The sequence below is a fragment of the Ruegeria sp. O5 genome (assembly GCF_056535105.1).
Map to the genome: position 1 here is coordinate 90,146 of NZ_JBQERN010000008.1, position 23,988 is coordinate 114,133.

Annotated in this window: 20 protein-coding genes; 14 read left to right on the forward strand and 6 right to left on the reverse strand. The window is 55.3% G+C overall.

The window, feature by feature from the left end; all coding sequences use genetic code 11:
- Positions 1 to 2: 2 nt before the first annotated feature.
- The 4 genes from ACR0M3_RS12130 to ACR0M3_RS12145 all read left to right on the forward strand — a co-directional run bounded on the left by ACR0M3_RS12130 (position 3) and on the right by ACR0M3_RS12145 (position 4,445).
- Positions 3 to 785: a PP2C family protein-serine/threonine phosphatase gene (locus ACR0M3_RS12130; protein ID WP_267366226.1), complete on the forward strand. Its 783-nt coding sequence runs from the start codon at positions 3 to 5 to the stop codon at positions 783 to 785.
- 21 nt (positions 786 to 806) lie between these two features.
- Positions 807 to 2,069, forward strand: coding sequence for a type 2 periplasmic-binding domain-containing protein (locus ACR0M3_RS12135; RefSeq protein ID WP_480910975.1), 1,263 nt, complete (start codon positions 807 to 809; stop codon positions 2,067 to 2,069).
- A 43-nt stretch (positions 2,070 to 2,112) separates the two neighbouring features.
- Positions 2,113 to 3,219, forward strand: a complete 1,107-nt coding sequence (locus tag ACR0M3_RS12140) for a transporter substrate-binding domain-containing protein (protein ID WP_267366224.1) — start codon at positions 2,113 to 2,115, stop codon at positions 3,217 to 3,219.
- A 191-nt stretch (positions 3,220 to 3,410) separates the two neighbouring features.
- A complete protein-coding gene (locus ACR0M3_RS12145; protein ID WP_480910978.1) occupies positions 3,411 to 4,445 on the forward strand; it encodes a glycosyltransferase family 2 protein in 1,035 nt (344 codons plus the stop codon).
- A 405-nt stretch (positions 4,446 to 4,850) separates the two neighbouring features.
- On the opposite strand, the gene ACR0M3_RS12150 is transcribed toward ACR0M3_RS12145, so the two are convergent.
- The 3 genes from ACR0M3_RS12150 to ACR0M3_RS12160 form a co-directional block, all read right to left on the reverse strand.
- The gene (locus tag ACR0M3_RS12150) at positions 4,851 to 7,064 is read right to left on the reverse strand and encodes an NADP-dependent isocitrate dehydrogenase (RefSeq protein WP_480910981.1); all 2,214 of its coding nucleotides are present in this window, start codon (positions 7,062 to 7,064) and stop codon (positions 4,851 to 4,853) included.
- Between the two features lie 243 nt (positions 7,065 to 7,307).
- Complete coding sequence (locus ACR0M3_RS12155) at positions 7,308 to 8,366, reverse strand: ABC transporter ATP-binding protein (protein WP_480560254.1); 1,059 nt, start codon at positions 8,364 to 8,366, stop codon at positions 7,308 to 7,310.
- Positions 8,363 to 9,169, reverse strand: a complete 807-nt coding sequence (locus tag ACR0M3_RS12160; protein WP_480507002.1) for an IclR family transcriptional regulator — start codon at positions 9,167 to 9,169, stop codon at positions 8,363 to 8,365. The genes ACR0M3_RS12155 and ACR0M3_RS12160 overlap by 4 nt, the downstream gene beginning before the upstream one ends.
- A gap of 140 nt (positions 9,170 to 9,309) precedes the next feature.
- Between ACR0M3_RS12160 and ACR0M3_RS12165 the strand changes: the two genes are divergently transcribed.
- The 10 genes from ACR0M3_RS12165 to ACR0M3_RS12210 all read left to right on the forward strand — a co-directional run bounded on the left by ACR0M3_RS12165 (position 9,310) and on the right by ACR0M3_RS12210 (position 20,575).
- Complete coding sequence (locus ACR0M3_RS12165; protein WP_480507003.1) at positions 9,310 to 10,569, forward strand: ABC transporter substrate-binding protein; 1,260 nt, start codon at positions 9,310 to 9,312, stop codon at positions 10,567 to 10,569.
- Between the two features lie 93 nt (positions 10,570 to 10,662).
- Positions 10,663 to 11,589 carry a carbohydrate ABC transporter permease gene (locus ACR0M3_RS12170; protein ID WP_480483664.1) on the forward strand — a complete coding sequence of 309 codons (927 nt, stop codon included), beginning with the start codon at positions 10,663 to 10,665 and terminating at the stop codon, positions 11,587 to 11,589.
- A 1-nt stretch (position 11,590) separates the two neighbouring features.
- Positions 11,591 to 12,439 carry a carbohydrate ABC transporter permease gene (locus tag ACR0M3_RS12175; protein ID WP_480483663.1) on the forward strand — a complete coding sequence of 283 codons (849 nt, stop codon included), beginning with the start codon at positions 11,591 to 11,593 and terminating at the stop codon, positions 12,437 to 12,439.
- The gene (melA, locus tag ACR0M3_RS12180) at positions 12,436 to 13,776 is read left to right on the forward strand and encodes an alpha-galactosidase (RefSeq protein ID WP_480910983.1); all 1,341 of its coding nucleotides are present in this window, start codon (positions 12,436 to 12,438) and stop codon (positions 13,774 to 13,776) included. Before ACR0M3_RS12175 ends, melA begins: the two co-directional genes overlap by 4 nt.
- Before the next feature lie 58 nt (positions 13,777 to 13,834).
- Positions 13,835 to 15,541: an IlvD/Edd family dehydratase gene (locus ACR0M3_RS12185; RefSeq protein WP_480623570.1), complete on the forward strand. Its 1,707-nt coding sequence runs from the start codon at positions 13,835 to 13,837 to the stop codon at positions 15,539 to 15,541.
- Positions 15,541 to 16,305, forward strand: a complete 765-nt coding sequence (locus ACR0M3_RS12190; RefSeq protein WP_480519824.1) for an SDR family NAD(P)-dependent oxidoreductase — start codon at positions 15,541 to 15,543, stop codon at positions 16,303 to 16,305. The genes ACR0M3_RS12185 and ACR0M3_RS12190 overlap by 1 nt, the downstream gene beginning before the upstream one ends.
- A gap of 4 nt (positions 16,306 to 16,309) precedes the next feature.
- On the forward strand, positions 16,310 to 17,203 hold the full coding sequence (locus ACR0M3_RS12195; protein ID WP_480910987.1) for a 2-dehydro-3-deoxygalactonokinase: 894 nt from the start codon (positions 16,310 to 16,312) through the stop codon (positions 17,201 to 17,203).
- On the forward strand, positions 17,200 to 17,805 hold the full coding sequence (locus ACR0M3_RS12200; protein ID WP_480910989.1) for a 2-dehydro-3-deoxy-6-phosphogalactonate aldolase: 606 nt from the start codon (positions 17,200 to 17,202) through the stop codon (positions 17,803 to 17,805). The genes ACR0M3_RS12195 and ACR0M3_RS12200 overlap by 4 nt, the downstream gene beginning before the upstream one ends.
- On the forward strand, positions 17,802 to 18,662 hold the full coding sequence (locus ACR0M3_RS12205; RefSeq protein ID WP_480910991.1) for an SMP-30/gluconolactonase/LRE family protein: 861 nt from the start codon (positions 17,802 to 17,804) through the stop codon (positions 18,660 to 18,662). Before ACR0M3_RS12200 ends, ACR0M3_RS12205 begins: the two co-directional genes overlap by 4 nt.
- The gene (locus ACR0M3_RS12210) at positions 18,659 to 20,575 is read left to right on the forward strand and encodes a beta-galactosidase (protein WP_480910993.1); all 1,917 of its coding nucleotides are present in this window, start codon (positions 18,659 to 18,661) and stop codon (positions 20,573 to 20,575) included. The genes ACR0M3_RS12205 and ACR0M3_RS12210 overlap by 4 nt, the downstream gene beginning before the upstream one ends.
- Before the next feature lie 42 nt (positions 20,576 to 20,617).
- Here ACR0M3_RS12210 and ACR0M3_RS12215 read toward each other — a convergent pair whose 3' ends face one another.
- From ACR0M3_RS12215 to ACR0M3_RS12225, 3 genes are read right to left on the reverse strand one after another with little or no spacing between them, the layout of a single operon-like run.
- Positions 20,618 to 21,886, reverse strand: a complete 1,269-nt coding sequence (locus ACR0M3_RS12215) for an ABC transporter permease (RefSeq protein WP_480483655.1) — start codon at positions 21,884 to 21,886, stop codon at positions 20,618 to 20,620.
- Entirely contained in the window at positions 21,883 to 22,803 is a 921-nt protein-coding gene (locus tag ACR0M3_RS12220) for an ABC transporter permease (RefSeq protein ID WP_209597330.1), read from the reverse strand. The genes ACR0M3_RS12215 and ACR0M3_RS12220 overlap by 4 nt, the downstream gene beginning before the upstream one ends.
- A gap of 12 nt (positions 22,804 to 22,815) precedes the next feature.
- Positions 22,816 to 23,928, reverse strand: coding sequence for an ABC transporter ATP-binding protein (locus ACR0M3_RS12225; protein WP_480483654.1), 1,113 nt, complete (start codon positions 23,926 to 23,928; stop codon positions 22,816 to 22,818).
- Between the last annotated feature and the right edge of the window lie 60 nt (positions 23,929 to 23,988).

Genomic DNA, 23,988 nt, shown 5'->3' on the forward strand with positions numbered 1-23,988 from the left:
AGATGCTGGCGACTCCGGCATATGATGTTGCGCTGATCCTGAACCAGGGTCAGCGGGAAACGCAGGAAGACGCGATTGCTGCGCGCATGTTCGACGCATCGGACGCGGGCTATATCGCGATTGCTGACGGTATGGGTGGCCACGAGGCGGGCGAAGTGGCTTCGGAAATGGTGATTGCCGCTTGGCGGAACGCGCTGGATACCGAGCTAGAGGCCGATACCTTGAATGAAGGCGCCGCAATTGACGCGCTGCCATTGGCAGCCATGCAAGCCAATGCAGCGATATCCGACCATAACGAGGCACAGGGCCAGGGTTTCAACATGGGCTCCACCTTGTTGGGTGTCCTCTTTCTGGGTCAGCGTGTGTTCAGGATTTCGATCGGAGACAGCCCCCTTTACCTGTTCCGCGAAGGCAAGTTGACACAGGTGAACGAAGACCACTCGATGGCCCCCGTGATCGACGCAAAACTGGCCGCTGGTGAGCTTTCGGAAGCTGAAGCACGGGGATTGGACAGGAACCAACTGACGTCGGTGATCATGGGGGGTGCTATTCCAAAAGTGGATTGCCCTGAAGACCCGCTGATCGTGTCTCCGGCTGATATTCTGATCCTTGGCAGCGACGGGCTTCAATATCTTAGCGACGCTGAGATTCAGGATGTTCTGCGCCTGCATCAGCAGGAGCTAGCACAGGAAATCGCCGAAGCCTTGCAACTGGCAGTGCAGGCCAAGGGCGACCCCGATCAGGACAATCTGTCGATCGCAGTCGCAAAACTTACGAGAAAATAACCAGGCAAAGCAACAGGACCCATGAGAAAACACCTATTCATATCAAGCCTTGCACTTGCCGCCGCCACAGGCGCGGCGTCAGCGCAAGAGGCATGTTCAAGCTACGAGATTCAACGTGGCGATAGTCTGCGGGAATTGGCAATCCGAGTTTACGCGACCGAAGATTATCGGCCAATCTACGATGCGAACAGGGATGTTATCGGCACAAATCCCAATATCATTCGTGTCGGCGATGTTTTGAAATTGCCTTGCCTGGAAGATGTCGGGCGCGCACCTGAGTTGCCCGACACCGAAGCAGGACGCCTCGCGGCTGAAATGGCCTCAGAACTGGTAAAAGCGGCAGAAGAACGCGCGGAGAAAGCCGTGGCCGAAGCGGAAGCCCGTGTCGCGGCGGCAGAGGCTGAGGCAAAGAAGGCAAGTGAAGATGCAGTCGTCGCTGCACGGGCCGCTGCCAAAGAAGAGATTGAGGCAGCCCGCTCGGAAGCCGCTGCACTGATCAGAAATGCTAACGCTGAAACGCGCCCGGAAATTCGTGATCGTCAGTTGCTGTTGATTACCGGTGGGAACTACGCTCCGTTTACGGACGAAGCATTGCCCAACCGGGGGCTTTACACGCATCTGGTTGAGACAGCGATGCTGCGGGCCGCGCCGGAACAAGCGTATAAAATTCAGTTTGTGAACGATTGGTCGTCGCATCTGGATTTGTTGATGCCAACACTTGCATTTGACGGCACCTTCCCGTGGTCCCGCCCAAATTGCGAAGATGCAGCAGCGTTGTCGGAAAGTGACCGCAATCGTTGTGAGACCTACAATTTCTCAAACCCGTTCTATGAAGTCGTGGATACATTCTTTGCGCGCGATGGATCGGGGTACGAGCAGACGCTGACCTATGCCGACTTTGCCGGGACAACAATTTGCCGCCCGGAAGGTTGGTCGCTTTCACATATGGACGCGGTAAGTCTTTACGAACCCGTCATCAAGCTGATGCGGCCAACATCGCCTGATGATTGCTTTCATGCTGTGATGGACGGAACTGCCGATATCGTGGCAATCGAAGCGCATCTGGCAGAGGAAGCCATCGCACGACTTGGCTATAAACACCGGATTATCGAAAACCCCAACCTGGCGGCGATCAAGTCGCTTAATGTCATGACCCATAAAGATAATCCTGATGGGGAAGCGATCTTAGAGACGCTGAATCAGGGTCTGGCAATCATGCAGCAGTCAGGCGAATGGCGCGATATCGTGTCGACCGCCCTGCGTCACCAAATGGAAAATGGATAAGGCCCCGTCTGGCCTGACAAACAAAAGTCTGGAGGAAGTGGAAATGTTTAACGAGAAAATTAAGAAACTGGCGCTGTCGGCAACTGCCATCACAGCTCTGAGCGCGGGAGCCGCCGCTGCACAGGAAGCGTGCACGAACTATACCGTGCAAGATGGTGACACATTGGCAACCATCGCCATTGCCGCCTACGGCACCTCGAACTACCAGCCAATCTTCAACGCGAACAGGAACGCGATCACAAACCCGGGGGCTCTTAATCCTGGGCTGGTGCTGGCCCTGCCCTGTGAAGACGGTAGCCTGCCGAACGGCCAAAGCGCGCAGGAAATCATCGCTGCTGAAGAACAGCGCGCGGCCAGCGTAAAGCGGTCGAATGTCTATGCGCCGCCGATCAAAATGGTGGCTGGTAACGGCTGGGAACCGTTCACAACCGAAACACTGAATGGCGGCGGCATCATGACCCGTCTGGCAACGACCAGCCTTCAGCGGGCCGGAAACAGCCGTGAGTATTCAGTCAGCTTTGTCGACGACTGGAGTTCGCATCTGGATACACTGTTGCCGCTTGGTGCCTTTGATATTTCAATTGCATGGACCGTTCCTGATTGTACCAACCGTACATACGAATGGTCCCCTGAAACCGAAGCTCGCTGCACTCAATTCGTAGCTTCGGTCCCGGTTTACGATATCGTCGGCGGCTTCTTCACACTGCCGGAAAGCGAATACGCAAGCGCGACCAGTTTCAAGGACCTGGAAGGCTCGACCATTTGCCGTATGGCAGGCTGGAGCATGGTTGTTCTGGAAGAACAGGGACTGAACCGCGAGAACACGACTGTGGTTCAGCCCAGCTCGGCCCGTGATTGCCTTGACGCTGTATTGACCGGAACCGCAGATGTTGCGGCATTCGAAGTTGATCTGTTCGCATCGACAATGAAAGACATGGGTTTGACTTCGGCTGACATCGTTGAGAACCCCTATGTGTCCACACTGTCGTCGATGAGCTTCCTTGCGCATCGCACCAACCCGTTCGCGCGCGAATACATCGCTATGATGAACAAGGGTCTGATCGAAATGCGTCAATCCGGTGAATGGTACGCGATCATCTCGGATACGCTGCGTGAGCAAAACGCAAAGTTGAACGCAGCTTCGAACTGATCCCTCGGTTCAGCTGAAACTTTGGGGCCGGTTCTTGAACCGGCCCCCTTTTGCTGAATTATCGGCGCGATTCAATCGGATGCCAAAATTCGGCCATTTATCTGCTTCAGAAATACCTCATACGCGCAGCATCTTGGGAACAAAGCGCAATCATCCCTCAAGTGACACGTCCGAGCGAGCAAGAGTGACATATGATACAGGGTGCCTTGAATATCCAAAGTGGATCTCTGACACGGGCGTCGTGGCCGGGTTTGGAAATTGCTGTTATCTTGCCCTGTTACAATGAAGCCGTTGCCATTGGTGAAACAGTCAAGCAGTTCCGCGCCGCCCTGCCGGAGGCGGTAATTTACGTATTCGACAACAATTCCACGGACGGCTCGGCGAGAGTGGCGCAAGAAGCTGGCGCGCGGGTCTATTCTGAAACATATCAGGGTAAAGGTAACGTTGTCCGCAGGATGTTTGCCGACGTGGATGCGGATGTCTACGTTATGGCAGACGGGGATGCGACCTATGACAGTATGGCAGCACCTGAATTGATAAATCTGCTGGTCTCTCGAAATCTTGATATGGTCAACGGCGCACGGGTAAACGACGACATTCAAGCCTATCGGCGGGGCCATAAACTTGGAAACGCCTTGTTCAGCGGGCTGGTGAAATTCTTCTTTAAAAGCAAAATCAACGACCTGCTCTCCGGCTATCGTGTTTTCAGCAGACGCTTTGTCAAAAGTTTTCCAGCGGTTTCCAACGGTTTCGAAATTGAAACTGAACTTACGGTACACGCGATGCAGATGCGCATGCCAATTGGAGAAATCGAGACCAAATACGTCGCACGGCTTCCGGATTCGAATTCCAAGCTAGCCACCTATTCCGATGGGTGGCGAATTCTCAAGATGATTGGCCTTCTGATCAAGGACGAAAAACCAATCGCTTTCTTCCTCTCTTTGGCCTTGTTGATTTTCTTACCGTCGCTTTTCGTATTCGTATCGGTTTTCCGAGAGTTTCTGGAAACGGGGTTGGTGGACCGAATTCCATCTTTGGTTGTCGCAGTATCCGGTTTTGTCGGAACCATGCTGTCGATCGTGTGCGCGCTTATCCTGGAATCCCTGGCGCTCGCCCGGCGTGAGGCGCGTCGCCTTTCTTATTTGCGGCATAAAGGTGTTGCGGTTAGCGGAGCGAACAGAATACAAGCGCCGATTGCCAGCCCAGAACCCCGGCGTGTTGGCTAAAACCCTGTCTCCAGTATTTTTAACCCTGTCTCCAGTATTTTTGTGAGCACTCGATTTCGTGTTCAACCATGGTTGAACTGCTGAGCTGTCCAGAAAATCCTGAGAACCAAAATGAAATGACCAGCACCCCAAATGCTGGTCATTCTCTGAGTGAGTGATAAGGCCCTAAGGCATCACCAGTGAAATTCTCTGTTATCCAAGGTTTAAAGCAGTCAGCGCTGTCGTGCTATTAGGGGAATCCCGTAAGTACAAACAAATTTTTTATAACGCATTGTAAATGCAAAAAACTTTTGCCGACCCTACTTTCCGTCACAGTGTCTGCGATACAAAAAGGGACCGCACAACTGTGCCGGTCCCTTTCCATGTTTTGAACAGGCGAGGGATCACCTGTTTTGCCGTTAGCGATTAGCCGATGATTGTGTTCAACGTTGTGCTGGGCCGCATAACCGCTGCCGTTTTGGCTGGGTCCGTGTGATAGTAGCCGCCCAAATCCGCAGCTTGACCTTGAGCTGCGGCCAACTCTGACAGGATCTGCTCTTCGTTGGCGGCCAGCTCCTTGGCCAGTGACGCAAACTCGGCAGCCAGTTCCGCATCTTTGGATTGGGTGGCCAAAGCCTCTGCCCAATAGCGTGCAAACCAATAGTGGCTGTCGCGGTTGTCCGGCTGACCAACTTTTCGGCTGGGTGAGCGGTTGTTGTCCAGAATACCCTGCGTCGCTGCTTCGGCCGCTGTACCCAGAATGCCCGCTTTTTCGTTGCCTTTGCTATCAGCAAGGAAGTTCAGCGATTCACCCAACGCACAGAACTCACCCATCGAGTCCCAGCGCAGATGGTTTTCCTCGACCAACTGCTGCACGTGTTTGGGCGCCGAACCACCGGCACCGGTTTCGAACAATCCGCCACCGTTCATAAGTTTGACGATGGAGAGCATCTTGGCCGAAGTACCAAGCTCCAGGATCGGGAACAGGTCAGTCAGATAGTCCCGCAGCACGTTGCCTGTAATGGCAATCGAGTCGTTACCAGCGGTGATCGTCTCCAACGACTGACGGGTCGCTTCACGCGGGGCCATGATCAGGAACTTGTCGGCCACGCCAGCGGCCTCAAGCGCCGGTTTGACATATTTAATAAGTTCCGCGTCATGGGCCCGGTTTGCGTCCAGCCAGAAAATCGCTTCGGACCCGGTCAGACGCTGACGGTCCATAGCCAACTGAATCCAGTTCTCGATAGGCGCCTTTTTGACGGTGCAGGCGCGCCAGATATCGCCGGCCTCGACACTGTGGCTGTGCAACGTTTCACCATTGGCCAGAACGATGCGGATTGTACCATCGGCCGGTGCCTCGAAAGTTGTCGGGTGCGAACCGTATTCCTCGGCTTTCTGAGCCATCAGGCCCACGTTCGCCACGGCTCCGGCAGTGGACGGGTTCAACGCGCCATTGGCTTTGAAGAACTTGATCGCCTCATCATAGACGGTCGCGTAGCACCGATCTGGGATCACACAGTTGGTGTCACCTTTGGCTCCCGTCTCGTCCCAGCCTTTGCCCCCAGCACGGATCACTGCAGGCATTGAGGCATCAATGATCACATCCGATGGGACATGCAGGTTCGTGATTCCGCGGTCCGAATCCACCATATACATGGATGGACGGTCCGCCTTGAGCGTGTCGATAGCCGCCATGATGTCAGCATGACCCTGTACGCGCTCCAACAGAGCGCCCAGACCTGAATTTGGGTTCACACCCAACGCATCCAGTTCCGCGCCGAACTTTTCGAACACGGGGGCCAGCCAGGCTTTGACCGCATATCCAAAGATGATCGGGTCTGAAACCTTCATCATCGTGGCTTTCATATGCAGCGAGAACATGGTCCCGTCTTTTTTGGTGTCCTCAATGGCATCTGAAAGGAACGCAGACAGTGCATTGACCGACATGAAAGTCGCGTCGGCTATGGTTCCTTCTTCCAGCGACCAGCCGTCTTTCAGAACGGTGACGTCACCATCTTTACCTACAAACTCGATTTTTGCATCGCCTGCTTGTGCTGCGGTGATGGTGGCCGAAATCTCGTTTGCATAGAAATCATTAGCCGGCATGGACGAAACTTTGGTCTTGCTGTCCGACGCCCATTCGCCCATCGAATGCGGGTTGTTCTGAGCATAGTTTTTCACCGCACGCGCCGCACGGCGGTCGCTGTTCCCTTCGCGCAGAACCGGGTTAACAGCAGAACCTTTGATCGCGTCATAACGGGCGCGGATCGCCTTTTCCTCATCCGTTGCAGGTTCTGCAGGGTAGGTCGGAATGTCGTAACCCTGCGATTGCAGTTCTTCGACGGCCGCAACCAACTGTGGAACCGAGGCAGAGATATTTGGCAGCTTGATGACATTGGCATCAGGTGTCTTCACCAGATCGCCCAAATCCGCCAGATCGTCGCTTACACGCTGATCGTCGGTAAGGTTCTCGGGGAATGCTGCCAGAATACGTCCCGCCAGAGAAATATCTTTGGTGCCAACGCGGACGCCCGCAGCAGATGCGAACTTGCGGATGATGGGCAGGAACGAAGCGCTGGCCAGTTCTGGCGCTTCGTCTACAATGGTATACAATATGTCGAAGTTCGATTTATCTGCCATATTCTTTTACCTTTTTTAAGCCTTTCGGGGCGTGCGATCCAAGAGTTGCAACCACAATTGCGTGGCGTGAGAGGGGCTAAACCACGATACAGCCCCTGGGTGACTCTGTTTTGACAGGGCTTCCCTTAAATCACGTTTGACTTGGAATCAATCGCATCTGCCCGCGCGTTTTGCCACGGGTCAGATAAAGTGTCGTGCAACTCTTGGGACGGGTAAGACTGCCCGTGGGCTGGAAGGTCGTGACTAACGATACCGTTGCCCGGTCTCTGGATCAAAAAACATCACACGATCTGGCTGTATGGCGATGCCGATCCGATCCCCGGTTCTGCTTCGTTGATCGTCCCGTTCCTCAATGATCAGCTTATCACCATTTGGCGTCCGTAAATAGGAATAGGACACGCCGCCTAAGGCTTCGGTCAGGTCCACGGTGCAGGCATCTGCCGAACGGTCAATCTGAATATGCTCGGGCCGCATGCCCAATGTCACCTTGGTCCGACCAGAGGGTATAGCCACAGAAACGGGCAAGGGCTTGCTAAGTGCGGGATGGGAGACTAGGCCGTCCTCATACTCACATTCCAGAAAGTTCATTGCAGGCGAACCGATAAAACCTGCGACAAACCGGTTGTCGGGATCGCGGTACAAATCCATCGGAGCGCCAACCTGTTCAACACGACCATCCCGCAGCACGACGATCTTGTCGGCCATGGTCATGGCTTCGACCTGATCATGGGTCACGTAAATCATGGTCGCGCCGATTTCCTGATGAAGGCGCGCGATCTCGACACGCATTTCCACGCGCAACTCGGCGTCCAGATTGGACAAAGGTTCGTCAAACAGAAAAACCTCGGGGCCACGAACGATGGCACGGCCAATCGCAACCCGCTGCCGCTGACCACCCGACAGGGCCTTGGGTTTGCGTTTGAGGTACTGGTCAAGCTTCAGAATGTTCGAGGCTTCCTGCACTTTTCTGGTGATCTCTGCCTTTGGGATGCCGTTCATGCGCAGCCCAAAGCCCATGTTTTCCGCTACGGTCATATGTGGATAAAGCGCATAGGTCTGGAACACCATCGCCACGCCGCGCTTAGCCGGGTCCATGTGGGTTACGTCCCGCGCCCCTATGTGGATCTCGCCTTCCGACGTTTCTTCAAGACCCGCGATCATCCGTAACAATGTGGATTTGCCACATCCCGAAGGGCCAACGAAAACACAGAATTCACCATCTTCGATCTGCAAGTCGATGCCGTGAATGACTTGCGTCTGGCCGTACCGCTTGATTGCCTGGTTCAGAGTTACACCTGTCATGTCGCTTGCTTCCTGTCATTGCCGAGGTCTGGTCGCGTTTCAGGGAAACGCCAAGCCTGTGCCTCGGTGCTGATTTGTTCAGCCACCCGCCGCACACGAGGCACCCATGCCTCGAGTTGTTCAAAATCCATTCGTTGAGTCGAGCCGGTTACCGAGATTGCGCCTAGGACCCGACCGCTTGTTGTCAGAATGGGGCAGGCAACGCAGATAATTCCGGGTTCATGTTCTTCGTCATCAACGGCAAAACCCTTGCTGCGAATTCGATCAAGATCGGTGCGCAGATCATTGTCCGACGTCAGGGTCTTGTCGGTAAAGCGGTGAAAACTCTGCTGCGAAATTGCCCGGTTAAGGTCTCCCTCATCCAGAAATGCAAGCATCGCCTTGCCGACGCCCGTGCAGTAGGCCGGGCCCACCTTACCCGCCTGAGAATACATCTCGATCGGTTGCGCTGCGTTGCGTTTATCAACGTATAGAACCTGACCTGCATCGAGCTGCGCCAAATGCACGGTCTCGCCGGTTTCCTGGCTTAGAATATCGAGAAACGGACGTGCGATAGGGGCCAGTGAGCTTTGGGTCCAAGCTGCATGCGCAAGCCTTACCAAACGCATACCCGGAGCGTAGGTTTGGCGCTCGGGGTCGTAACATAGCATTCCCTGATTGGTTAATGATTGCAAAAACCGATACAGTGTTGCTTTCGGGAAATCGCTGTCGTCCAGCAATTCCGAAAATCGCACAGGGCGCTGAAATGCGGCGACCTGATCCAGCACGTCACATGCTTTGCCAATAGTTCCGTCACCTGACACGAGCGTCCGTTCTCCTCCGCTTGCCCATCGCAGTTCGCACGAGGGTCTTGACAAGACTAACCGAGTCGATGTGTAGTTTTCAATATATAAAACTAGGTTTCATTATTTGAAACTTGCATGGAGACAACAGGGAGGAAACCATGTATTCCACTTTCAAGCGCACAACCGCTGCGCTGGCACTTGGCGTTGCTATGGCGGCACCAGCAGCTGCCGACCTGACCGGAGAACTTCGGATTTTTCTGGACACGTCGAACCCGGCCCCGCGCGCAACGATGGAAGCGATGATCGAACGGTTTGCAGCGCAGCACCCCGGCCTGGAAATTGAAACCACGGTGATCGACCGCGAGGCGTATAAGACCCAGATCCGCAACTTTCTGACGGCCGACACACCTGACGTGGCCACCTGGTACGCCGCCAACCGTATGAAACCATATGTCGAGGCCGGTCTGTTCGAAGACGTCTCGGATCTTTGGTCGGAACCTGAAATCGCCGAAAACCTGGCATCAACCAAAGGCGCGATGACCATCGACGGCAAACAATGGGGCGTGCCCTATACCTACTACCAGTGGGGCGTTTACTACCGCAAAGACATCTTTGATGAGCTGGGCCTGAGCGAACCGACCACTTGGGAAGAAGAGCTGGCAAACTGCCAGAAGATCGTCGATTCAGGTCGCGCTTGCTATACCATCGGGACCAAGTTCCTTTGGACCGCTGGTGGCTGGTTCGACTACCTGAACATGCGCACCAACGGGTTTGATTTTCACAACCAGCTGGCCAATGGTGAAATCAGCTGGGAAGATGACCGGGTCAAGCAGACCTTTGCCAACTGGAAGCAGTTGATCGACATGGGGGCCTTCATTGATAACCATCAGACCTATAGCTGGCAGGAGGCTTTGCCATTCATGGTCAATGGAGAAGCCGCCGCGTACCTGATGGGCAACTTCGCAGTCGCGCCCTTGCGTGAAGCAGGGCTGACCGATGATCAGCTGGATTTCTACCAATTCGTGTCAATCAACCCTGATGTCGAACTGGCTGAAGACGCGCCGACCGATACATTCCATATCCCGGCGAATGCCTCGAACAAAGAAGCAGCGCGTGAATTCCTGCGCTTTGTTGTCTCGGCGGACGAACAGACCGAGATCAACAATGGGTCAAACCTCGGTCAGCTGCCGGTGAACGCGCAATCCTCAGTAGACGATGACAAGTTCCTGCAGCAGGGTTTTTCAATGCTCTCGTCCAACAGCCCCGGCGGTGTGGCTCAGTTCTGGGACCGCGACGCGCCGGCTGAAATGGCCAAAGTGTCAATGGAAGGTTTCCAAGAATTCATGGTCAAACCAGACAATGCTGACCGTATTCTGGCCAAGCTGGAACGCGCGCGAGAGCGTATCTACGACAACTGATCAGGCTTGGGCCGGGCTGAAGCCCGGCCTACTTGACCCGCTTTGTTGGGCAGGTTTCAGCCCGCCTTCACCTCAAGAAAATCCGGGACACCCATGACCACTGCCGCCGACGCCCCAGAACAGGAAAGCTGGTTCCACAGAAACCAACAGCGCATCGCGCCGTGGCTATTTCTGGCTCCGGGCCTGCTGTTCTTTATGGTCTACGTGATCATTCCGGTCTTCCAATCCTTCAACCTGTCACTTTACGAGTGGGATGGGTTGGGTGCCGCCGAATATGTAGGCATGCGCAACTATGAAGATTTGTATTGGGAATGGGTTGACCGGGACGCATTCTATATCTCGCTCAAAAACAATCTGATCTGGTTGATCCTATACCTTCTGGCCATTCCGGCGGGCCTGTTCATTGCCTTGTTTCTGAACCAGACAGTCTGGGGTATCCGCCTTTACAAATCGCTGTTTTTCTTTCCATTTGTCATTTCTCAGGTTGTCGTTGGCCTCGTATTCACGTGGTTTTACGACCCGACTTTTGGTCTTCTGAATGAGCTTCTTGGCTTATTTGGAATAGGCCCCTTGAATGTGTTGGGCGACGAACGTTTGGTCACCTACGGCATCATCGTCGCGGGCCTTTGGCCGCAAACCGCCTATTGCATGATCCTCTACCTCACCGGTCTGAATGCCGTCGACCCCGAACAGATCGAAGCCGGGCGCCTGGACGGTGCCAAAGGCTTGAGAATGCTGTGGCACATCATTCTGCCGCAGTTGCGCCCGGCGACTTTCATTGCATTCGTCGTGACAATCATCGGAGCGCTGCGCAGTTTCGACCTGATCTCGATCATGACACAGGGCGGGCCATTCGGATCCTCCCGAGTTCTGGCCTATTACATGTTCGAAGTCGCCTTATCTGAATACGGCTTCCGCATGGGGTATGGCGCGGCAATCGCTGTGGTGCTGTTCCTGATTATGCTCTGCTTCATCGCCTATTTCCTCTGGTCGATGTATCGTGAAGAAAGGGGGCACTGAGATGTTTCCCAAACCCATCGAAAAACAACCTCGCGCCGCGCAGATCACCTATCAGGCGATGCTGCCACTTGCCTTGTTGCTGTGGCTGGGGCCCCTGCTGGCGGTGGCTCTGTTTTCGGTCAAACCTGCGGCGGATTTCACCAATGCAAACTACTGGGGCTTGCCATCCAGTTTTGAAGGTGCAGTCAATTACGGGCTGGTGTTCTTCAACTCGGACATGCCGCGATATTTATTGAATTCTTTCATGATCACCATTCCTACGGTAATCGGTGCCGTTGCCCTCAGTTCCATGACAGGCTTTGCACTGGGTATTTACAAATTCAAATCGAACCTATGGATTTTCTTCATGTTCGTAGCCGGCAATTTCGTGCCATTCCAGATCCTGATGGTGCCTGTGCGCGACCTGACACTGGATTTAGGCCTCTACAACACTAAAACCGGCCTCGTCTTGTTCCACATCGCCTTCCAGACCGGCTTTTGCACCTTGTTCATGCGCAACTTTATCCGGGCCCTGCCCTTTGAATTAATCGAGGCCGCGCGGGTCGAGGGTATCAGCGAATGGCGCATCTTCTGGTATGTGGTTCTGCCGTTGATGAAACCCGCAATAGCCGCACTCAGCGTGCTGATCTTTACCTTCATCTGGAACGATTACTTCTGGGCGGTCGTCCTGACTCAGGGCGCGGAAAGCCAACCTGTCACGGCAGGTATCACCAGTTTCAACGCCCAGTTCCGCGCCGCCTACCAACTAATGAGCGCGGGCTCGATCGTAGCAGCGCTGCCGCCGGTTGCCATGTTCTTCCTGATGCAAAAGCACTTTATCGCGGGCCTGACCCTCGGAGCTGTAAAATGACAAAGATAACTTTCATCGGAGCAGGTTCGACAATTTTCATGAAGAACATCGTGGGGGATGCTCTGCTGACCCCCGCTTTGGCGGACAGTCACTTTGCGCTGATGGATATCGACCCCGTACGCCTGACAGAAAGCGAAGCTGTAGCCCGCGCCATGATCCGTTCGGTCCGGTCAAACGCGACAGTATCCACACATACAGACCGACGCGCCGCACTCGATGGTGCCGATTTCGTTATTACCGCCTTTCAGATTGGCGGGTACCAGCCCTGTACCGTCACAGATTTTGAAATCCCCAAGCAATACGGGCTGCGCCAGACCATCGCGGATACGCTGGGCGTCGGCGGCATCATGCGTGGGCTGCGCACTGTGCCAGTCTTGTGGGGCGTGGCGCATGACATGATGCAGCTATGCCCTGATGCGACACTGCTACAATACGTCAATCCAATGGCCATCAACACCTGGGCACTGGCCGAGAAATACCCATCATTGAAGCAGGTCGGTCTGTGTCACTCGGTTCAGAACACGGTTGCGGAACTGGCACATGATCTGGACCTGCCAAAAGACGACATTCGCTACAAAGTCGCGGGCGTCAATCACGTCGCCTTCTTCCTGCGGCTTGAGCATCAGGGCCATGATCTTTACCCCGCCCTTAGGCAAGGTTATGTCAGCGGCAGAATGCCCAAGGCCCCGCTGCTGATGCCGCGTTGCCCCAACAAGGTGCGCTACGAAGTGATGGACCACCTTGGCTATTTCTGCACCGAAAGTTCTGAGCATTTGGCAGAATACGTGCCATGGTTCATCAAAGACGGGCGGGCGGACCTGATCGAGAAGTTCTCAATCCCACTCGATGAATACCCGACCCGCTGTGTGGAACAGATGAGCAACTGGAAAGAGCAGGCCAAAACCCTGACCGACGGGCGCGACATTGCCGTCACTCGCAGCCATGAGTTTGCGGCAGACATAATGAACGCAATCATCTCTGACACCCCCTACGTGGCATATGGCAATCTGCCAAACACCGGCCAGATACCTCAGCTGCCGATGGGGGCTGCTGTCGAAACACCGTGTCTGGTTGATGCAAATGGCATTCAACCTTCTGTCATCGCAGACATCCCACCGCAGCTGATCGCCCTGATGCGTAGCCAGATCAACGTTCAGGAACTCACAGTCAGGGCATTGGTCGACCAGAACCCCGAGCATATCTTTCATGCAGCCATGATGGACCCGCACACCGCCGCCGAGCTGGACCTGCGCCAAATTCGAAATCTGGTGAACGACCTTCTGTCTGCCCATGCCGACTGGCTGCCAGATTGGTGCCGCCCATCTCGCGCCGCTTGAATTTCACCTTTTTACAAATACTCAAATCCACCCAGACCTAAAAAAGCATCACAGAACAATGTCAAAACGCCGCTCACAGCACTGGTACGGGAAACTCGACAAGGATGGGTTCATCCATCGATCCTGGATGAAAAATCAGGGTTTTCCTGATCACGCCTTCGATGGGCGGCCGATCATCGGAATCTGCAACACATGGTCGGAGCTAACCCCTTGCAATTCCGGCCTGCGCGATCTGGCCGAAGGGGTAAAGCGTGGTGTGTGGGAGGCCGGGGGCTTTCCCGTCGAATTCCCGGTCATGTCGTTGGGCGAGACCCAGATGAAACCCACAGCCATGCTGTTTCGCAATCTTCTGGCCATGGATGTCGAAGAGTCGATCCGCGCATATGGCATTGATGGTGTGGTTCTGCTGGGCGGGTGCGACAAGACCACGCCAGGCCAGCTGATGGGCGCGGCATCGGTCGATCTGCCGTCGATCGTTGTCAGCTCCGGCCCTATGCTGAATGGAAAATATCGCGGTCAGGATATTGGCTCAGGAACCGATGTTTGGAAGTTTTCCGAAGCTGTGCGCGCCGGAGAGATGACCCTTCAACAGTTCATGAGCGCCGAATCCGGGATGTCTCGCAGTGCCGGGGTCTGCATGACCATGGGAACCGCCAGCACCATGGCGTCTCTGGTCGAAGCGATGGGCATGAGCCTGCCCACCAATGCCGCCCTGCCCGCCGTTGACGCCCGCCGCATGGCCCTCGCCCATTTGACCGGCAAGCGGATTGTCGAAATGGTCGACGAAGACCTGAAACCATCGGACATTTTGATTAAGGAAGCCTTCGAGAATGCAATCCTCGCCAATGCGGCCGTTGGTGGATCGACCAATGCCGTTGTGCATCTACTTGCGCTCGCAGGTCGCGTGGGCGTTGACCTGACGCTCAAGGACTTTGAAATCGGATCAGAGATTCCCCTTCTGGTGAACTGCATGCCCTCAGGCAAATACCTGATGGAAGATTTCTGTTACGCGGGCGGTGTGCCGGCTGTGCTGAGCGAACTCAAACCTTTCCTGCGCCCGGCCAGAACGGTTCTGAACAAGGACATCTCGGCCCACTACGAAGGTGCTGAATGTTTCAACCGCGACGTCATTCGCCCTTTCAACGATCCGGTGAAGCCCGCTGCTGGCCTTCGTGTTTTACGCGGCAATCTTGCGCCCAACGGGGCCATCGTCAAACCTTCTGCCGCAACAGATGCCCTTCTTGAAACCGAGGGTGAGGCGTTCGTTTTCGAAAATATCGAAGACCTGAAAGCCAATATCGACCGGGTTGATCTGCCGGTCACATCCAAGAGCATTCTGGTGCTCAAGGGATGTGGACCCAAGGGTTATCCCGGGATGCCCGAGGTAGGAAACATGCCGATTCCGGCCAGATTGGTTAAGGAAGGTGTTCGCGACATGATCCGTATCTCGGATGCCCGTATGTCCGGCACTGCCTATGGCACCGTCATCCTACATGTCAGCCCCGAGGCACAGGCGGGCGGCACACTGGCGCTGGTGAAAACCGGCGACCGCATCCGCGTATCTGCCAGCGCTGGAAAGCTTGAGCTGTTGGTGGACGAAAAAGAACTGGACGCGCGCCGAGCCCAATGGAAACCAGACAAGCCGCATTATTCCCGCGGGTATGCCAAACTATATGTCGATCATGTGCTGCAGGCCGATCAAGGTGCCGATCTGGATTTCCTTGTCGGCAAAGACACCCGCCTTGTGACCAGAGAGAGCCACTGATGACCCAACCAGCAACATTTCATGACTTGAACGGGTCATCCGTCTATATCACCGGCGGAGGCTCGGGCGTGGGCGCAGCATTAACGGATGGGTTTTTGGCTCAGGGGGCCAATGTGGCTTTTATCGGCAGATCGGACGCCAGCGGTTTTGTCGAAGAGATGCGCGACAAACACGGCCGCGCACCTCTGTTCATGCAGGGCGATATGACCGACACTCAGCTTCTTCACACGACAATGGCCAAAGCCGCCGAAGCCCACGGCCCCCTAGACGTTTTGGTTAACAACGCGGCCAATGACCAGCGCCATACACTTGAGGAAACCACGACCGAGTTCTGGGACTGGATGATCGACGTAAACCTGAAAGCCTACTATTTCGCCTGTCAGGAAGCGGCCCGGCAAATGAAGGAAGGCGGCGTTATCATTAACTTCAGCTCGATCAGCTACATGATGGGCAATGCAGGCTATCCGATCTATACGACGTCAAATGCGGGCATTACAGGGATGACGCGGTCTTTGGCCCGCGAACTGGGGCCAAAGAACATACGTGTGAATGCGCTGGCTCCCGGTTGGGTTTTGACGCAAAAACAGCTGGATAAGTGGGCCACGCCCGAAGATTTGGCCGCGCATTTGGATCGACAATGCCTGAAAGAACATTTGACGCCCGAAGACATGGTTGCACCGACATTGTTCCTGGCATCCAACGCCAGCCGGGCGATGACCGGTCAGTGTATGGCGGTTGATGGCGGCGTCGTAGTTTCAGGGTGAAGCAATGAATACCGACTGGATCGCCGTTGATTGGGGCACATCTCACCTGCGGGTCTGGGCCATGCAGGGGGCAACGGTGCTGGACTGCGCGCAGTCCGACAAAGGTATGGCACGTATCGGAGCCGACGGGTTCCAGACCGCCCTGTTGGAACTTGTTGAAAACTGGCTGAAGGATGGCCCCATAGATGTGATCGCCTGCGGTATGGTCGGTGCACGCCAAGGCTGGGTCGAAGCACCTTATTCTACCGTTCCGTCGCAACCCTTGCCGCAAGTACCGGTCCGTGTTCCCAGCACAGACCCGCGCATCCGAGCCTTCGTCATACCCGGATTAAAGCAATTGACCCCGCCGGATGTGATGCGGGGCGAAGAAACTCAGATCGCTGGATTTTTGGGAACTCGCCAGAACTGGGATGGTGTCCTCTGCCTTCCGGGAACTCACACGAAGTGGGTTCAGGTCAGCGCAGGTGAAATCGTGAGTTTTCGGACGCTCATGACCGGAGAGCTTTTTGATTTGTTAAGTGCGCAATCTGTGCTGCGGCATTCTATAGGTGAAGGATGGGATGAAGATGCCTTTGCAGATGCTGTGGCGGATACATTGTCCAAACCCGAACAGTTGGCTGCACGCCTGTTCGGCTTGCGGGCTGCAGACCTGCTGCACGATCAGGACAAAGACATCGCGCGCGCACGGCTGTCCGGACTGCTTATCGGTGCTGAATTGGCCGCCACTCGTCCATATTGGCTGGGCCAACAACTGGCTATCATTGGCGCAGATGCCGTATCGCGGGTCTATGCGGCAGCGCTAAGACAACAGGGCGCTTTTGTTGAGACTGCAAACGCCACCGAAGCAACGCTGGCCGGGCTGGCACTGGCGCGCAACATGACAAGGCAAATCGCATGAGCCGCCCCATCATCGCCATTCTGCGTGGTCTGCAACCACAAGAAGCCGAGGCGGTTGGCAGAGTTATCATCGATGCAGGGATCGACCGGATCGAAGTTCCACTCAATTCGCCTGATCCGCTCGACAGCATTTCCATTCTGGCCGAAGCTTTCGAAGATCGCGCCCTGATTGGCGCTGGTACTGTACTAACGGTTGATCAGGTGGACGCAGTTCGGAATGCCGGCGGCAAGTTGATCGTGTCACCCAATTATGATGCTGATGTGATCAAACGGTCTGTGGCGTTGGGGATGCAAAGCTGGCCGGGCGTTTACACGCCGACCGAAGCTTTTGCCGCTCTCAAAGCCGGGGCCACAGGATTAAAGCTGTTTCCTGGTGTCATGGCTGGCCCTTTAGGGCTCGCAGCACTTCGCCCCGTCTTGCCCAAGGAAACACGCGTCTTTGCCGTCGGCGGTGCCGGGCCCGAAAATTTCGACCAATGGATCAAAGCTGGTGCCGATGGATTCGGGATTGGATCAGCGCTGTACAAACCTGGCATGGATACAGTCGAAGTCGCAGAACGCGCGGGGCAAATCGTGGCAGCCTTTGACAAGGCGGCAGGATGAGTACGGTCTTTGACGACCGCCCATGCGCGTTGGGCGAAGGTCCGCTATGGCACCCCGCTCGGCAACAGCTTTTCTGGTTCGACATTCTCAACAAACGCATGATGACGCGCGAAGGCGAAAATCAGATAAGCTGGGATTTCGATGAACATGTCTCTGCCGCTGGCTGGGTGGATCGCGATACACTGCTTTTGGCGTCGGAAACGGGTCTTTGGCAGTTTAACTTGAAGTCCGGGCATCGAGCGCTGGTCACGCCGCTCGAGGCAGACAACCCAATTACCCGCTCGAATGACGGTCGCGCTGATCCCTGGGGCGGTTTCTGGATCGGTACGATGGGCAAACAGGCTGAAGCCGGGGCCGGATCAATCTATCGGTTCTGGAAAGGTACACTCAGATGTCTCGTGTCGGATGTGACGATTTCCAATGCAATCTGTTTTGCCCCGGATCGATCCGTGGCCTATTTCTGTGACACGAAAACGAGGCAGGTCAGGCGCTGGAGCTTGAATGCAGAAAGCGGATGGCCCGAAGGGGAAAGCACGGTATTTCTGGACTTACGCAAAGAAGGCCTGAACCCGGACGGTGCGGTGGTTGATGCCGACGGGAACATCTGGATCGCGCAATGGGGGATCGGACGTGTCGCGGCCTACACGCCCGAAGGTCAATTTCTAAAGGCCATTTCCTTCGACGCGTCACATACGTCCTGCCCGGCGTTTGGCGGCGACAGCTTAGGCACGCTGTTCTGCACCTCAGCGCGCCAGGGATTGAGCAACGCGGATATTGAATCCCAACCCACCAACGGCATGACCTTTGCAATGCCAAACGCGGGGCGAGGGCAGGCAGAACACAGGATCATATTATGAAGCCGGAACTTGGTGTGTGTTACTACCCTGAACACTGGCCCGAGGCGATGTGGGCGGAAGATGCCGCGCGCATGGTGGACACCGGCATCTCGTGGGTACGCATAGGAGAGTTCGCCTGGAGCCGGCTGGAGCCCCACCCCGGAACCCTGCAATTCGAATGGCTGGACCATGCGGTTGAAACACTTGGCGAGGCGGGATTGAAAGTCGTGCTTGGCACACCAACAGCAACGCCACCGCGTTGGATGCTGGACAAACATCCGGACATGCTGGCCGTGGATGCACATGGAAACGTGCGCAAATTCGGGTCACGGCGACATTATTGCTTTAGCCACCAGGGTTATGTCGATGAATGTGTCCGTATCGCAAGGGTCCTGGGGAAGCGCTATGGTCACAACCCGTATGTGGCGGCATGGCAGATCGATAATGAGTATGGGTGTCACGACACAACCGTCAGCTATAGCACCCCGGCTCTGAACGCATTCAGGCGCTGGCTGGCTGTTCAATACAGTTCCATAGAACAGCTGAACAAGGCCTGGGGAAACGTGTTCTGGTCGATGGAGTACCGTAGCTTCGATGAGGTTGATTTACCCAATCAAACTGTAACCGAGCCGAACCCTGCTCATGTACTGGCATTCCGTCGGTTCAGTTCAGATCAGGTTGTGGCATTCAACAAAGCTCAGGTCGATGTATTGCGAACTTTAACCGATGCGCCGCTGTTGCATAACTATATGGGCCGTATTCTGGATTTCGACCATTTCGAGGTTGGCGCGGATCTGGATATTGCGACTTGGGACAGCTATCCGATCGGATTTCTATCGGACCGATTGGAAGATGACGAAGCCCACAAGACCGCCTTTCTTCAGCAAGGCGATCCGGACATGCAGGCGTTTCACCATGATCTTTACCGGGCAGTGGGCCGTGGCCGATGGTGGGTGATGGAACAACAACCCGGTCCGGTGAATTGGGCACCCTATAACCCGGCACCCTTACCCGGAATGGTACGGTTGTGGTCGCTTGAGGCTGTCGCTCACGGAGCTGAGGTTGTGAGCTATTTTCGGTGGCGGCAAGCCCCCTTTGCACAGGAACAGATGCACGCGGGTTTGCTGACACCGGACAATCGCCCTGCCCCTGCCTTGCACGAGGCCCGTCAGACAGCGGATGAGCTATATACATTGGGCGAGGTGCATCAGGCGCAATCCAAGGTTGCCATACTGTTTGATTACCCTTCGGACTGGGCCTGGACATCGCTACCGCAAGGAGCAGGCTTTGACTATTTCCGGTTGGTCTTCTCAGCTTATCGTGCATTGCGCCGCGCGGGGCTGTCGATTGATTTCGTTTCGTCCAATGACCTGTCCGCGCATTATGCGCTGATCCTTGCCCCCGGACTGGCAACGATTGGCCCGGATTTGGAGCGTAGGTTAACGGACAACTCGGATCTGGCCATCCTCGGTCCGCGCAGCGGCGCAATTACTCGTGATTTCCAGATCCCCGTCGTCGGTCGACCTGGCCTGAAAGGGTTGGATTGCAACGTGGATTTGGTCGAAACACTGCCCCCCGCAAACAACCGGACTGTCCGAGGTGGCGGCGCGGTACAACATTGGATTGATCGCCTTTCAGGATCAGCCGAAGAAATTCTGAGTTTTGACGACGGAGCGCCTGCGCTTATGGCAGGGGACGGGCTCTGGTATCTTGCAGGCTTCCCAAACGAAATATTATGGGATCGCGTCATCGGCCTGGCTGCGGAAGAAACGGGATTGAGCCTGAAGCCAATGCCGCCAGGACTGCGACTGCGTGAGACAGCCGATCACGTGTTCCTGATCAACTATAACGCTGAACCGGTGGTCTGGAACGGGTCGACCATCGGCGGTTGTGATGTAAGAATCCTGAAGCGCAATCTGCCCGGACAGATTTGAATCCTGTCCGGGCAGTTGCGTTGGTTGCCGCTTAGCACAGCATTAGTCGCTTTTCAGGCTGTTGGGGTCAAACACCCCTCCGAAACCACTGTTGTTGGATGGCTCACTCTCGGATTCAGAAGTACCTTCGTTGCTTTCATTCTCGCTACCATCCAGCGAGTTCGGAGCGAAGACATTACCAAAACCGCTGTTATTTGACGGCTTTGGCGCGGTTTGGGCATCACCCTGCCCGGCTTTTTCCGCCTCCTGCTGTTTGCGGCGTTCCTCACGCTGCTTGCGAAGTTCCTGAATGCGTTGTTCCGCTTCCAGCTGTTTTTGCTCGCGAACATCGGCAATGCATTGCGCCGGACTGTAGGTCGCCGCTGTGCCGATAACGGTGATCGTTACAACCGCAAATGCGACCAACAACACGGCGGCCATGTTACCGGCAAAGAAACTGGGCAGCTTGATCTTTCCAGCCAGTTCCTCGACCGTTGCGTTCTTACGCGCCGCGGCCACCAGTTCCTGACGTTTCAGCTTGGCTTCGTTAAGCAGAGCGAAGAAAACCGTCAGCGCAACGATGATGAATGCCAGCGCCGAGATCGCAGGCGTGATGCCGTAGCGAACCTTCTGAGCCAGCTCAATCGTCAGCGTCGGGTATTCACCAAAGGTGAAAGTGGTGGTGTTGTAGTTCTCGAACGAGGCCAAGAATGCCAGCACCGCTGCCGAGGCGATTGCAGGGCGCATGAAGGGCAGCAGGATCTTGCGGAAAGCCTGTGCATGGCTGGCCCCAAGGTCCAGTGCCGCCTCGGTCAAGGCAACATCGTACCGTTGCAACCGCGCCACTAGCACCAGCATGCAGTAACTGGCGATGAAGGTGGATTGGCCGATCACCGTCAGGAAGATGCCGTTTGACAGAAAGCTGTCTGCACCCAGCCCCAGCATCCGGTTGATCCGGTCCCAGAAGACCAGCGTCGAGATACCAAGTACCACACCGGGGATCAGGATCGGTGCGATGATGACAGTATAGTAGGTCGCGCGAAGCTTCGGCCAGATCTGGGTCAGCATCAGCGCGCCTGCCAAACCCATCGCCACGGACAGGATCACTGTGCCAATTCCGATGATCAGCGAGTTCTTGATACCGTTTAGGATGCGCTGATCCTGAAACAGTTCGCCAAACCACTGGAATGTCAGACATTCCCATGGGCTCATACGGGGGAAGCCGGACGAGTTGAACGCGGTGATCGACATGATCACAAGCGGGCCCAGCAGATACAGGAAGAAGATCGCCAGATAGACCCAGATGCTTATACGGAGGAAGGAATTGTTCATTTCCCGATATCCCCCATGTTCACTTTGAACAGGCGCATCATGGCCAGCACGAACAGAATACAAGTGACCAGCAGAACGATTGCGTAGGCGGCGCCCTGTGGCCAGTCGTTGTTGTCATTGAACTGCTGATAGATCAGTTGGGTGAACCACAAACTGGACGGCCCGCCCAGAATTTGCGGCGCAGCCAACGCACCGGCGGACAACATGAAGACCATGGTACAGCCCGAGCTGATCCCCGGCTTGGCATAAGGAATGACCACACGCCAATGTATCCGCCACCAAGGCGCCCCAAGGTCGCGTGCTGCTTCGATCTGGTTTTTGTCCAGACTTTCAATCACGTTATACATCGGGAAAATCATCAGCAGAATGTACGCGTATCCCAGACCCGCATAGAGCGCGATGTCATTGCGAATGAAGTCGAACGGCGTATCCCAGATGCCCAACCCCGTGAACAACGTGTTCAACACACCTGTTTCCCCAAAGATGATGCGTAGCGCAAAGGCGCGCAGGATTTCGTTGATCCAGTAAGGGATGATCAGCATGATCGCAAAGATACGAATATGGCTACCTTCGGCCTGACCCAGGTAATAGGCAATCGGATAGCAGATGATCAGGTTGAAAACCGTCACAAAAACCGCAGCCACAAGAGTTCGGAAAAACACCCTCAGATCAACGGTGTTGTAGTCCTGACTGCCGCCTTCGGGGCCATAAATCAGATATTTGTAGTTCTCCAGCGTATATACGTCTTTGGGTCCGCCGATCTCTGGCGGCGGCAGGTTCGGACGGAACGAGAAGTCCAACATCGACAGCTGCGGAAGGATGATCAGGCCGATGGTCCAGAACAGAACCAGACCCAGGATCGCCACTCCCATGCCGGTGCCGTTGCGATTGAAGAAGTCTTTCAGAAACTGGGGCATGAGTTTTTCCCCTTATTCTGCAGCCAGTTCACCCGCAGGAACGATGACGGCATTATGCGTCTTGTATTCCAACGTGATGTTCTGTCCGGTGTGGTCCTCGAAGGATTGTCCATGGTTCGGGATCGACACCTTGATCTCTTTTCCACCTTCACCTTCGGTAAAGATGTTGAAGACGTTGCCTTCGAATTCTTCGTGGTTGACCCGCGCGGTAACAAAATGGTCACCCGAAGCCCCCTCGGGCGCAATGGCGAAGGCTTCGGGACGAATGAACATCATCGCACTATCGCCTTCTTTCATCTTGCCTTGGTTGGCGGTCGATATCCGTGCAACCAGGTCGCCCGAGCGGTTGGTCGAGATCAGCGCCTCGTTGCCCATGACCTGTTTGATCTTGCCACGGAAAACGTTGTTTTCGCCGACAAATGAGGCCGCGAAAGCCGTGTTGGGATCGTTGTAGATGGTTTTACCGTCGGCAATCTGGTCAATCACACCTGCACGCATGACGGCGATATTGTCTGACATGGTCAGTGCCTCGCCCTGGTCGTGTGTGATGTAGATAAAGGTAATGCCCACCCGCTGCTGTATCTCACGCAGTTCCGTTCGCATGTGCTGGCGCAGTTTGAGGTCAAGTGCCGACAAAGGTTCATCAAGAAGCAGAACATCCGGCTCGGCGCAAAGGGCGCGAGCGATGGCCACTCGCTGACGCTGACCCCCAGACAATTCGCTAGGAAGTTTGTCGCCTTGCCCCGGCAGCGCGATCATGTCCAAAAGCGCATCAGCGCGCTTGCGCCGTTCGGCGCTGCTGGCACCTTTGATTTCCATCGAGAACGTGATGTTCTCCCAGACCTTCATCAAGGGAAACAACGCCAGGTTCTGAAAGATCAGAGCAGTGGGGCGTTTGTTAGGTCCGATGCCCCGCATGTTCTTGCCGCCGATCAGAACATTGCCTTCGCTAGGCTCGAGAAAGCCGGAAACAGCCCTTAAGATCGTTGTTTTTCCGCAACCCGAGGGCCCGAGGAACGAAAAGAAATCGCCCCCGTTTATATTGACGTTTGCATCGCGCACGGCGACGAAGTCACCGAAACGGATCCACAGGTTTTCCAGATCGACTCCGACCCCTGCACTCATTTTTGGTATCTCCCTGAGGTGTGTGCTGTCACCACACCACATAGCTTTCCGTTACGCCGG

Coding starts and splice junctions, on each gene's coding strand:
- ACR0M3_RS12130 (WP_267366226.1), top strand. CDS start 3: ATGCTGGCGACTCCGGCATATGATGTTGCGCTGATCCTGAACCAGGGT.
- ACR0M3_RS12135 (WP_480910975.1), top strand. CDS start 807: ATGAGAAAACACCTATTCATATCAAGCCTTGCACTTGCCGCCGCCACA.
- ACR0M3_RS12140 (WP_267366224.1), top strand. CDS start 2,113: ATGTTTAACGAGAAAATTAAGAAACTGGCGCTGTCGGCAACTGCCATC.
- ACR0M3_RS12145 (WP_480910978.1), top strand. CDS start 3,411: ATGATACAGGGTGCCTTGAATATCCAAAGTGGATCTCTGACACGGGCG.
- ACR0M3_RS12150 (WP_480910981.1), bottom strand. CDS start 7,064: ATGGCAGATAAATCGAACTTCGACATATTGTATACCATTGTAGACGAA.
- ACR0M3_RS12155 (WP_480560254.1), bottom strand. CDS start 8,366: ATGACAGGTGTAACTCTGAACCAGGCAATCAAGCGGTACGGCCAGACG.
- ACR0M3_RS12165 (WP_480507003.1), top strand. CDS start 9,310: ATGTATTCCACTTTCAAGCGCACAACCGCTGCGCTGGCACTTGGCGTT.
- ACR0M3_RS12170 (WP_480483664.1), top strand. CDS start 10,663: ATGACCACTGCCGCCGACGCCCCAGAACAGGAAAGCTGGTTCCACAGA.
- ACR0M3_RS12175 (WP_480483663.1), top strand. CDS start 11,591: ATGTTTCCCAAACCCATCGAAAAACAACCTCGCGCCGCGCAGATCACC.
- melA (WP_480910983.1), top strand. CDS start 12,436: ATGACAAAGATAACTTTCATCGGAGCAGGTTCGACAATTTTCATGAAG.
- ACR0M3_RS12185 (WP_480623570.1), top strand. CDS start 13,835: ATGTCAAAACGCCGCTCACAGCACTGGTACGGGAAACTCGACAAGGAT.
- ACR0M3_RS12190 (WP_480519824.1), top strand. CDS start 15,541: ATGACCCAACCAGCAACATTTCATGACTTGAACGGGTCATCCGTCTAT.
- ACR0M3_RS12195 (WP_480910987.1), top strand. CDS start 16,310: ATGAATACCGACTGGATCGCCGTTGATTGGGGCACATCTCACCTGCGG.
- ACR0M3_RS12200 (WP_480910989.1), top strand. CDS start 17,200: ATGAGCCGCCCCATCATCGCCATTCTGCGTGGTCTGCAACCACAAGAA.
- ACR0M3_RS12205 (WP_480910991.1), top strand. CDS start 17,802: ATGAGTACGGTCTTTGACGACCGCCCATGCGCGTTGGGCGAAGGTCCG.
- ACR0M3_RS12210 (WP_480910993.1), top strand. CDS start 18,659: ATGAAGCCGGAACTTGGTGTGTGTTACTACCCTGAACACTGGCCCGAG.
- ACR0M3_RS12215 (WP_480483655.1), bottom strand. CDS start 21,886: ATGAACAATTCCTTCCTCCGTATAAGCATCTGGGTCTATCTGGCGATC.
- ACR0M3_RS12220 (WP_209597330.1), bottom strand. CDS start 22,803: ATGCCCCAGTTTCTGAAAGACTTCTTCAATCGCAACGGCACCGGCATG.
- ACR0M3_RS12225 (WP_480483654.1), bottom strand. CDS start 23,928: ATGAGTGCAGGGGTCGGAGTCGATCTGGAAAACCTGTGGATCCGTTTC.